Here is a 6,558-nt window from a genome sequence, read left to right as displayed (position 1 = left end):
ACCAAGTACCCCGCCATAGAGAACACCGTTTTTCCCGAGGAACAGCATCTGGCTGCGAAGTAGGCTGCACTGCTCCACAGCGACCTTATTTCCGTCACAGGTAGGAATAGCCTTCTGTTTTTGCCCAAGGCGATCACCATGAGCGGTAAGGAAGTAGAATTTGTCCCGTTGCTGGTATCCGCCTTGAAACAGGAATACATTGCCGGACGGGGCAACAGAAAAAGCTCCGCTTCCTTCGATTGGCAGTTCAAACACAAAATCCTCTTTGAAGTTCGTCCGCACCAGCCGGAATTCATCGTAATAATAAAACCACAGGTTTTCTTCTTCGTCCAGGCTGATGGCATAGCAGTCATAGATGGAATACTTCTCATTTTTCCAGAGAGGAGTTCCCTCCGATGTCCATGCAATCAGGCCGCAAGCGCCCAGAGGTTCATCCCAACCGTAATTACCAAATACACCTTCGTCAAAGTAGCTGGTAATGATGGTGCCATCTTTTTTTACCACACAGTCTTGAATGCCATCCCCCAGGCAGAAACGGGACAGCACAGCTCCGTCCCGGCTGACAATCCAGGCGTTCTTGTCGGGGCCGTCTTCCCGATAGGCACACCGTGCTCCCAGCAGGAGAAAGTGTTCGCCTACAGGCCGCAAATAATGAAACTGGAACTTCAAGAGGCCAAGAGGAAACAGCGTCGTTTCCAGCACCCGCTGTTCCGCCCAATCCAACTGGATTTCCACTGCGGTATAGGTGGAAGGAGTGCTGAGCCAGTCCTTACCCTGTGTTTCGGACGGCTGTTCCATGAGAAGATAGACTTTTCCATCCCTTGCCGTGAAAAAGTCTGTCAGCCTTGCGCCCTCCAGATGGTTTTCCCGGCGTAGCTCGTTCAGGTCGAGAATGGAGAACAGCGGCAGTTTTTTGGTTTTTAAGATTTTGTTCATAGGGACTCCTCCTGGCTACTTTAACGCTCCATCATAGGTATGAGTTTCCCAGATGGCCTCAAATTCCGCTTTCTCTATGACGCAGGCGTGGAATTCCTCGCCCCAGACATGGGCGTTCAATTCCTCCACGGTGGGGATCGGCGTGATCTCGATAGCACCGTCGTAAAGGTCAGGGATGTTGCGGGTGCTGCCATCCGCAAAGATGTCAATGGAACGGAGGACCAGCCGCTCATTTTCTGTATCCACTTCATAGAGGATGACCGGCGGTTCTTCCCCCGGTGCGCCCTCCCAAAAGAGCTTGATGTATTCAATCATCTTGATGCCCTCATCCTATCATTTGAAATAGTAATACCAATTCCCGCCAAATTCCCGGTCACATTCCTCCTGAGAGGCAAAGGTGCAGTCCTTGATTCCCTCAATGGGGTAATGACGCTTTATCAGTTGCTCTCTGTGATAGGAATTGATCTGTTCCGTCAGACCGCTCTGCTGTGCCGCTTTTAATTGTGCGTCAGTGGCAAAAATATAGGACACAAAGTAGTTGTCCGACTGGATGTACCAGCCAAATTCGACGGCCTGCTGGATGTCAGTGAAGTGGTGTTTTACATCCTCTATGCAGGCTTCTATTACTTTTTGCCATGCGAGCTCCTGCTCCTTATTTCTCATGTTCCACCTCTCCTATGCCCAGATAAGTCCGCATTGTTTTTTCATTGTCACAGACCGCCCGGATCATCTTGGACAGCAGCATCAAATCGTCGATGTACAAGGAGTACACGCAGAACACATCTTCGTCGGAGTCGAAGTGAAACAGATCCACGCCGCTGTTGTTTTCCTCAAACTCTCGGATCACGCCCCGGACCAGCCGCTCCCAGTCCCCGCTGCTGCCAGTCAGTCCCAGCCGCCGGAATGCCTCTGTTCGGAATCCGTCGCTGATCTTCAGCAGAAGGGAAATCGCATAGGGGTGGTGGGGAATGAGAAAGAATGGCGCGATCTGCTCTGGTTTCACCCAAATTTTGAATGGCGGGCGCGGATCAGGTATCCAGGGCAGGATTTCCCATTCATTATCCTGCCTATTTCCGTATTGGCAAAGGTCTTTCATGGTGTTCTCCTTTTCCGGCATATCAGGAACCGATCTGCCCCCCGTTTGTCGGGCGGAAGATCCTGCGGCCCGCCAGCAGCTCCTCCAGCTTTTTGGCCAGCGCCTCCACAATGGCGTGGCAGGGATTTTCGTATCCCACGATCTCCAGCTTTTGCAGCTCGATACAGTGGAGCGTTCCGTAGAAGCCCAGCATAAACTCCGTCAATTCAGCGATCATCTGGTAGCCTTCCATGTTGTCCACATCCGTCTGGCCCTCTTTGGCGGTCGTCAGACCGATGATCCCCACCGCCACGGTAAAAGCGCCGCAGCAGGACTGCTCAGTCTGCATCCCAAGGCCCATGACGGAGAACATCTTCCGGGTTTCCTCGGATAAATTCAGATGGTAATATTCATTGCAAGCCAGAAACATCGCCTCGGCACAGGTCAGGTCTGTGCCGATGTGGTAGTGGTTGACCAGTTCATAGAGTTTCATTGTTCCCATACTGTACTCCAATCGCAAAGCATTTCATTCTGCGTCACCCGGCGCAGTTCGTCCCGTACCTCCATCAGCGCAAAGCCAAGCAGGTTTTGTCCACGCCACTTCATGGGGTCCTGGGCCTCCGGGGAGCTGGCTGGGAGCCGGATGCCCCAGATATTATCGTAGGGGCTGGCCTCCACCAGCACGCTGCCCCCGGTGGAGAGGAGAAACTCTCTCAGCTCCCGATTTTGACTGAATTTGTACCAGTTGCCAAGCAGCACGATGGCGTACTTGAACTTGTCCCATACCTTCTGGTCAAAGCTCCGCACCTTGCGGCCCAGGGCCTTGATCTGTTTAGGATCGCTGCATTTCAAAATCTGCTCCCGGATTTCACTATCCCCAAATAGCCCGGCTTTGCCTGCCATCATATACTGCTCCATGCAGAGGTAGGAGTCAGCCATCGTATAGAAGTCCTCCATCCACCACTGGCTGAGGCAGCTTTTTGTCAGCTGGCCGTCCTCAGCAGGCTGATGGCCCCAGAACAGGCACAGCTCTTGCGTTCTCCCGGCGGCAAACTCCTGCTGGAGCCACTGCCGGGTGTACTTGGGCTGGCCCTCCGGCTGCCACACCTCCACAAAGAAGCCGCCATGCTCCAGCACCTCGCTGCTGTCCTCGTTATCCCACCAGCCCTTCCAGGTCATCGGTTCGGGGAAGAGGGCGCGGTATTCCGCCCGCTCCTCCGGCGAGAGAGTGTCCAGCCAATCGCCAAATCGGTATATGTAATCCTCCCCATAGCCCATGCGCCAGCCAATGGAGTATCGCTCGATCTCCCGGTGGGCCAGCCAGGGGGGAGGCATGATTTTCTTATCTTGTAGTGCCATAGGATTTGTCCTTTCCCATTAGATCTGCCGCAGTTCTTCTCTCACATCCAGTGGAGCGCCGTCCAGGGATGTGATCTGTGCCAGCTCTGTTTCCGTCAGATTTTTCAGGAAAATGCAGTATTCGTCCGGGTGGCCTCCCACAAACTCCATTTTAGGCATTTCAATTTGCTCTGGATCTGTGATCCACAGGCAGGGCTCTCCCGTTGCCCAAAAGTGAGTCAGAGTAAGAATTTGGCCGTTGTAAATTACTTTCTGTTCCATCCTCATTCCTCCTGCATTTTCTTCAGCAGCTTCACGATCCGCTCCCGGTTCTTTGCGGTTTTCATGAAGGTGGGGAGATGGTCGGCCTGGGTCTTTTTCGGACTTCCAAACGGCTTTTCCCGCAGGCCGGCGCTGAGATAGTCGATCAGATAGGCAAGGTGCTCCCGGTTGAGGGCCCAGACCGGCTTACCCTGGAATGAGGTCAAAAACCACAGCTCCAGGCCAAAATAAGGCTCTCGTCCGTTCTGAATATCAGCAATGTAGGAGAAAGCCTCCGCTGTTTTATGAACTTCTCCCGACATGGTTGTCCCACAATAGGGACAGGCCACATGGAGAACGGAAAAGTGCTGTTTTGCAGTATCTTCAATATCCACCCGGTAGTACCTGCCGCAGTTTTTGCACTGGTTATGGACATCATAGCGGTAGATCGTCCGGTCACGGATTTCCTGATGACCGCAGCTCAGGCAGAGGAAATAGGCGTTGTCATCATCCACTGTCACCACACCCGCACCGTGGCACTTGGGGCATTTCACTTGAATGCCGGTGGTGAGGGCGTTGTAGGCACTGTATGTAAAGTAGGGCTCATCAATGATTCGGCTCATGCGCCCACACATTCCTTTCAATTCAAGGCTCGGCGGACAGCGCTTTTTTCATGCCCGCTAAGTCTTTTTCATCTAAACCGTATGCCTGCTCAATCAGATTCGCATACCGATCTCCATACTGCGAGAACGCTACTTCACAGTGCAACTCATACAGCAGCAGGCAGCCGTTGTGGAATACAACGGGATCAGGTTCTGCCTTTTCTTCCTCGACCACTGCAAGACGAAGCACCTCATCGGCAATGGTAAGCCGCTCCGACTGGTCTTTGAGTTTAGACAATGCCATTCGAGCATAAGCGGCAATCTCATCCTGTTCCATTAGGGCAATCGCTGTCAGTTCTTTCAGAACTAAGAGGAGGGCTTTTTCGTCCCACATCTCTGTGCTGTGCAGAAGATCTACTACCAGCATCCTTCTGTGAAGATCCCGATTTTGCCAAGAGTCCAGCTCCAGCAGCAAATCCTTTTGTTTTATCTGATCTGGTTCGTGGGCCCAATCAAACAGCTTTGCCCGAAAAACCTGATAGGCCGACATCATTTCCATCCATGCCGAGCTATGATCCTTGCTGAACTCTATCATGCTACTTGTTCTCCTCAAAAATCTCTTAGTTCCTCAAACTTCTCAATCAGGGCTTCTTTCTGGAGCGTATCGCCCGGCAGGGCATCCAGGATACCCCGCAGGGCCATGTAAATTTCATCCCGTTCCTCGGTTTCGATAAAGCCCATCTTGTTGAAGGTCTGGGTGTAGGCAGCCACGGCTTCCAGCGCCTGAGTCTGGGTGTCCTCACCCGAATCGGCGGCCAGCTTCATCAGCTGGGAACGAGTCTTGCGGTATTGATTGGCTGCCTTTTTCGCGGCACGGGCAGGGATATGCTCCGCGCCGTCCCAGCCCCGGAAGGGATTGTCCAGGTTTTGCGCCAGCCACTCCGATTTCCGGGGCTTTGTAATGCTCAGATCCATGCCCGGCTTGCTTTTCCAGAGCTGCTTTGCCGCTTTTGCCGCCGTCTCCGGCAGGCTGGTCATCCAGAACCAGTGAAGCTCCGGCATTTGTTCCGGGGTGGGGATGTCGTCCGCCCCGAAGCCGAACAGGTCAAAGGTGGAGAGGTTCGTCAGTTCCCGGAACCCTCCCACGGCGGAGAAGTTTCTCAGATTTCCCGGAGCGCCCCAGAGCCGCAGCTCCTTCAGATGGGGATGGACAGCATCCAGTCCGGTGAGATCAAAGTCCTTCAGCTGGATACCATGCAGCCCCCGTAGGTTCGGCAGTTCCGTGTGCGGGCGGTATTCCCCGATAAATTGGAGGGTCAAACCGCCGCTACCTTCGGAGGCATGGATGGTACAGGCGTCCGACCCCTTGTTCTGGAACAGGAGCTGCTCTGTATCCTCACCCAGCCACAGCTCCTCCAGCCCGGTCATGTCCAGCATCAGCTTTCTGATGCTGGTGCCCCGCAGATTAAGTATCCTCTGACCGTGGTTCAGCAAAGTCAGTTCATCAACGAAGGGGTTTTCCCGCAAAAACTCCAGCAGATCCGGGTGCCACCGCTGGCAGACGAGGTCGGAGAGGCAGGGCAGCGCCTTTAGTTCCAGCGCCGAATCGAATGGCGCATACTGGTCCATCACCCGATGGCTGTTGACCTTCAGCGGGATACCGCCGATCTCCGTTTGCTCGTCGCTCTCCATGGCCTCCTTGAAGGCCCGCCGCCGTTCCTCCGGGATGGCTTGCCACCGGATCTGGAGGTACACATCATAGCCGTCGCTCCAGCCGCCGTAGGAGCGGCAGGGCTGGTCGGTGAAGGGCGGAAGTGTGCCCACCAACTTATACTGGGGCGGGACCTCCATCGGCACCCGCAGCAGGTGAAGGTCACGGGACCAGTACATGAAGTCCTTGTAGAGCGGACGGAGATGGGGCAGTTCCTCCGCAGTCAGAGGGGAGTCGCCCACCCAATCCAGAGAGAGGATCACCGCCCAAGACTCTTTACTCACCGTGTCTGGCGGCGCAATATAGGCCACCTGGCAGGCGGTGTAGCGTTTCAGATATTGGTTGTAAACGGTATAGACCTCTCCGGCATTGGCTTTCATGGGTTCACGCTCCTCTCATCCGTCTTTCTCTAAATAAAATCCCCATACGCAGTTGGAGAACTCTCCGGCGGCAAAGCGGTGGATCTGCCCGCCGAGCTCCACCTGCCAGACCTCGAAAGTGTGGTCCTGGTGATAGATAGGGTCTTGGACTTTTACCCGCTTTCCGGTGGTTTGCCAGTCGCAGTCAAAGATATTTACGCCGAACAATTTGCATTGACCGTCCGGGCCAAAGGTTTCATATTCCCAAGCCATGTG

Annotated in this window: 11 protein-coding genes; all 11 read right to left on the bottom strand. The window is 54.1% G+C overall.

Annotated elements, in window-relative coordinates:
- Positions 1-936: hypothetical protein (locus tag OCV64_RS11370; RefSeq protein ID WP_262670072.1), on the bottom strand; the 936-nt coding region annotated here is incomplete at its 3' end.
- Positions 937-951: 15 nt separating this feature from the next.
- A complete protein-coding gene (locus OCV64_RS11365; RefSeq protein WP_262670071.1) occupies positions 952-1,251 on the bottom strand; it encodes a DUF6881 domain-containing protein in 300 nt (99 codons plus the stop codon).
- An 18-nt stretch (positions 1,252-1,269) separates the two neighbouring features.
- Entirely contained in the window at positions 1,270-1,599 is a 330-nt protein-coding gene (locus OCV64_RS11360; protein WP_186853060.1) for a hypothetical protein, read from the bottom strand.
- Entirely contained in the window at positions 1,589-2,032 is a 444-nt protein-coding gene (locus OCV64_RS11355) for an immunity 51 family protein (RefSeq protein ID WP_262670070.1), read from the bottom strand. The genes OCV64_RS11360 and OCV64_RS11355 overlap by 11 nt, the downstream gene beginning before the upstream one ends.
- Positions 2,033-2,054: 22 nt before the next feature.
- Entirely contained in the window at positions 2,055-2,513 is a 459-nt protein-coding gene (locus OCV64_RS11350; RefSeq protein WP_240287971.1) for a C-GCAxxG-C-C family protein, read from the bottom strand.
- A complete protein-coding gene (locus OCV64_RS11345) occupies positions 2,501-3,370 on the bottom strand; it encodes an NADAR family protein (protein WP_262670068.1) in 870 nt (289 codons plus the stop codon). The genes OCV64_RS11350 and OCV64_RS11345 overlap by 13 nt, the downstream gene beginning before the upstream one ends.
- A gap of 18 nt (positions 3,371-3,388) precedes the next feature.
- A complete protein-coding gene (locus tag OCV64_RS11340) occupies positions 3,389-3,631 on the bottom strand; it encodes a hypothetical protein (RefSeq protein ID WP_262670067.1) in 243 nt (80 codons plus the stop codon).
- A gap of 2 nt (positions 3,632-3,633) precedes the next feature.
- Entirely contained in the window at positions 3,634-4,233 is a 600-nt protein-coding gene (locus OCV64_RS11335; protein WP_262670066.1) for a hypothetical protein, read from the bottom strand.
- A 22-nt stretch (positions 4,234-4,255) separates the two neighbouring features.
- The gene (locus OCV64_RS11330) at positions 4,256-4,807 is read right to left on the bottom strand and encodes a hypothetical protein (protein WP_262670065.1); all 552 of its coding nucleotides are present in this window, start codon (positions 4,805-4,807) and stop codon (positions 4,256-4,258) included.
- Positions 4,808-4,821: 14 nt separating this feature from the next.
- Positions 4,822-6,303 carry a hypothetical protein gene (locus OCV64_RS11325; RefSeq protein ID WP_262670064.1) on the bottom strand — a complete coding sequence of 494 codons (1,482 nt, stop codon included), beginning with the start codon at positions 6,301-6,303 and terminating at the stop codon, positions 4,822-4,824.
- 15 nt (positions 6,304-6,318) lie between these two features.
- Positions 6,319-6,555 (bottom strand): hypothetical protein, encoded by a 237-nt coding sequence (locus OCV64_RS11320; protein WP_262670063.1) that lies wholly within the window; start codon positions 6,553-6,555, stop codon positions 6,319-6,321.
- Between the last annotated feature and the right edge of the window lie 3 nt (positions 6,556-6,558).

It is taken from the genome of Muriventricola aceti (assembly GCF_025567565.1).
In the GTDB taxonomy this organism is placed as follows: Bacteria; Bacillota; Clostridia; order Oscillospirales; family Oscillospiraceae; genus Lawsonibacter; species Lawsonibacter aceti.
This window is presented reverse-complemented; position numbering and strand designations above follow the sequence as displayed.

Coding starts and splice junctions, on each gene's coding strand:
- OCV64_RS11340 (WP_262670067.1), bottom strand. CDS start 3,631: ATGGAACAGAAAGTAATTTACAACGGCCAAATTCTTACTCTGACTCAC.
- OCV64_RS11345 (WP_262670068.1), bottom strand. CDS start 3,370: ATGGCACTACAAGATAAGAAAATCATGCCTCCCCCCTGGCTGGCCCAC.
- OCV64_RS11325 (WP_262670064.1), bottom strand. CDS start 6,303: ATGAAAGCCAATGCCGGAGAGGTCTATACCGTTTACAACCAATATCTG.
- OCV64_RS11365 (WP_262670071.1), bottom strand. CDS start 1,251: ATGATTGAATACATCAAGCTCTTTTGGGAGGGCGCACCGGGGGAAGAA.
- OCV64_RS11350 (WP_240287971.1), bottom strand. CDS start 2,513: ATGGGAACAATGAAACTCTATGAACTGGTCAACCACTACCACATCGGC.
- OCV64_RS11330 (WP_262670065.1), bottom strand. CDS start 4,807: ATGATAGAGTTCAGCAAGGATCATAGCTCGGCATGGATGGAAATGATG.
- OCV64_RS11355 (WP_262670070.1), bottom strand. CDS start 2,032: ATGAAAGACCTTTGCCAATACGGAAATAGGCAGGATAATGAATGGGAA.
- OCV64_RS11360 (WP_186853060.1), bottom strand. CDS start 1,599: ATGAGAAATAAGGAGCAGGAGCTCGCATGGCAAAAAGTAATAGAAGCC.
- OCV64_RS11335 (WP_262670066.1), bottom strand. CDS start 4,233: ATGAGCCGAATCATTGATGAGCCCTACTTTACATACAGTGCCTACAAC.
- OCV64_RS11320 (WP_262670063.1), bottom strand. CDS start 6,555: ATGGCTTGGGAATATGAAACCTTTGGCCCGGACGGTCAATGCAAATTG.